This is a genomic window from Methylophilus sp. (assembly GCF_035460085.1).
Classification (GTDB): Bacteria; Pseudomonadota; Gammaproteobacteria; order Burkholderiales; family Methylophilaceae; genus Methylophilus.
In genome coordinates this window covers 1-2,369 of the sequence record NZ_DATHWZ010000098.1, presented here as the reverse complement: position 1 = coordinate 2,369, position 2,369 = coordinate 1, and the positions used below count along the sequence as shown (strand labels likewise).

Sequence of the window (2,369 nt, the reverse complement as noted above, 5' to 3'; positions counted from 1 at the left end):
TTTAAGTAATTTTTTATAGCTCGTTTAATTCAAAAAGCCGCATTGAAATGCGGCTTTTTAATTTGAATCTTTTGATTCTTGTCGCTAGCAAGAACTGCCAGGTTTGCAACCACAGGATTTACCAGTCGGCTTCAGCGTTTTCTTTTGCCAGGCTTGCTCGAATGCCTGGCGACTCATTGGTTTAAGGTTTAGTGATTGCTGCAATTCATCATCAACTGCTTGTGTTTGGTAGCGATTGAAATGGCTCAGGTATCTGGCATAAGCGCGGTCAGTGCCTAGCAACTTTTGCCATTGCGTCCAAAGCCATTTTTTCATTTTAAACATGAGTGCTCCATTACTGATATTTTCTTGCTAATCATCTTATGACTACAGTAAGTTAAAAAGATCCTATAAAAGGTATTCACTAATTTTATTTGTGCAAATGTATTTATTAAAATGTATAGTGGGGTTCAGCATCAAATTTCAGATCAATAGTATTACATATGTATGTACGTAATATCTTTAATCATCAGGCAAGTGTCTAACAAATTTGAAGTGGCATTCAAACCGCTCTGATCTATTGTTCTAAGAGCGAGCATATAGCTATCAATTTCATATTGAATAGAAAAGGAGAGGTTTTATGCATTGGAAACTCAATCGATTGCATCCAGCAATTTATTTTTCTGTTGTGATGTCTCTAGTGCTGTCATCTGGTATGGCTAGAGCAGATTATATCTATAGTTACACTGGGCAGCCTTTTAATGTCACTTCCTCAACGATAATGCCTGAAGGGGATGACTGGATTACGGTCGAAAAAACATTTCAAAGTACGATCACCGCGGCTATCAGGACTTCATCGTTACTTTCGCCAGACACGCAGTTAGCGGATATCATTTCTGTCACAATGACCGGGACCCCTTATGAAGGAAGTGTTTTCACACTCGAATATCCGGGAGCACCAATACCGGATCCTTTTCCCCCTTATGATCTAAGGGTAGGGGCATATCTGGATATCATCAGCATGGATGCAGCAGGTCTACCATCAGCATGGGATATTTCCGTAGATCAGTATCTCTTTATCGGTGGGCGCGCGCATTACGTACAAATGCTGACATCTACTATCAGTGACAACATCAATGGATATGATGAGCCATTTAGTGGATTCTCAGGATCAAACCAAGATTCACCTGGCAGCTGGCAAGTGACCTGGATTAGCTCCGTACCGGAAAACCAAACGAATGGAATGATTTTCGTGGGGTTAGCGATAATCAGTTTGGTTGTAAGGAATAGCAATTTCAAGCGTCCGTTCACTCGACTAACAATTTAGGCTTCAGTGTGATTTGGAGGGGCGTACATTCAGCCCCCTCACTTCGAACACATGTTTGTCTAAAATACTATTTTGTGGATCTGTCAGCACCAGTTCATGCCTCCCTGGCATAGGCAAGGGCACTAGAACTTTTGTTCTGCCGCAGGCGGCTACAGGGCGATTGTCCAATAACATGCAGGATTTACCCGTGCCTCCGGATTGCAGCAGCAGTGCCTGCCGTTGCTGCGGGATATCCGGATCAGGGGCGATGATAGCGGAGTCTGGCGGTGCTATCAGCATGGCCGATGCCGGGGTAACATTGATATTGATGATTTGATTGGATACGACCTGCGTGATGCGGCTTTGTGCGATCACCCAGTCTTGCCGCGGTGATTCAATCGGCGGTTGATAACGCACTTGCTGATGTAAAAGACCACTAGGTGCCACTGGTTGCTGGCTGTGTTGCTTTTGGTGAAGGTATTCAACGATGTCACGCCATACCGGTGCCGCGCCTGTGATGCCAGACACATCCCACATCGGTGCGCCGGAAAAGTTACCTACCCATACGCCCACCGTGTAGCGGTCGGTATAGCCGATTGCCCAGTTATCGCGCATCGCTTTGCTGGTGCCGGTTTTCACTGCCGCCCAGGTGCGGGTAGAAAGAGGGCTGGATAGCCCGAAAGTGATGGTTCTTGCGCCGGGGTCCGACAGTATATCTCCGATGATAAAGCTCGCTTGCGGGCTGAACACCTGCCTGGTTTCACCGCCACCTTTAGATGCGCTGGCGGGCGTAAAGCTGACTGGTTGCCACTGGCCACCATTAGCTAATACGCGATAAGCATTGGTTAATTGCAGTAGCGTGGTTTCAGCCCCGCCGAGAGCCAGGCCAAAGCCATAATGATCTGCATCGCGGGTCAGGCTGCTTAGGCCCAATCCCCTGAGTTTGTCGAGAAAAGGGTCAATGCCGACCAGCGTGAGGGTGCGGATCGCGGGTACATTCAGGGATGCACCCAACGCTGTACGCACGCTGACAGCACCCTGGAAATGCCGGTCATAATCTTGCGGGATATACAGCCCTGAAGGC

The 2,369-nt window shown here is 47.2% G+C and carries 3 protein-coding genes; 1 reads left to right on the top strand and 2 read right to left on the bottom strand.

Features of this window, described 5'->3' with window-relative positions; genetic code table 11:
- Window positions 1–84 precede the first annotated feature (84 nt).
- Window positions 85–324 (bottom strand): hypothetical protein, encoded by a 240-nt coding sequence (locus tag VK958_RS13415; RefSeq protein ID WP_325242180.1) that lies wholly within the window; start codon window positions 322–324, stop codon window positions 85–87.
- 295 nt (window positions 325–619) lie between these two features.
- Between VK958_RS13415 and VK958_RS13410 the strand changes: the two genes are divergently transcribed.
- Window positions 620–1,306 carry a hypothetical protein gene (locus tag VK958_RS13410; protein WP_325242179.1) on the top strand — a complete coding sequence of 229 codons (687 nt, stop codon included), beginning with the start codon at window positions 620–622 and terminating at the stop codon, window positions 1,304–1,306.
- Window positions 1,307–1,309: 3 nt separating this feature from the next.
- Here the strand turns inward: VK958_RS13410 and VK958_RS13405 are convergent.
- On the bottom strand, window positions 1,310–2,369 hold a 1,060-nt coding region (locus tag VK958_RS13405; RefSeq protein ID WP_325242178.1), incomplete at its 5' end, for a penicillin-binding transpeptidase domain-containing protein.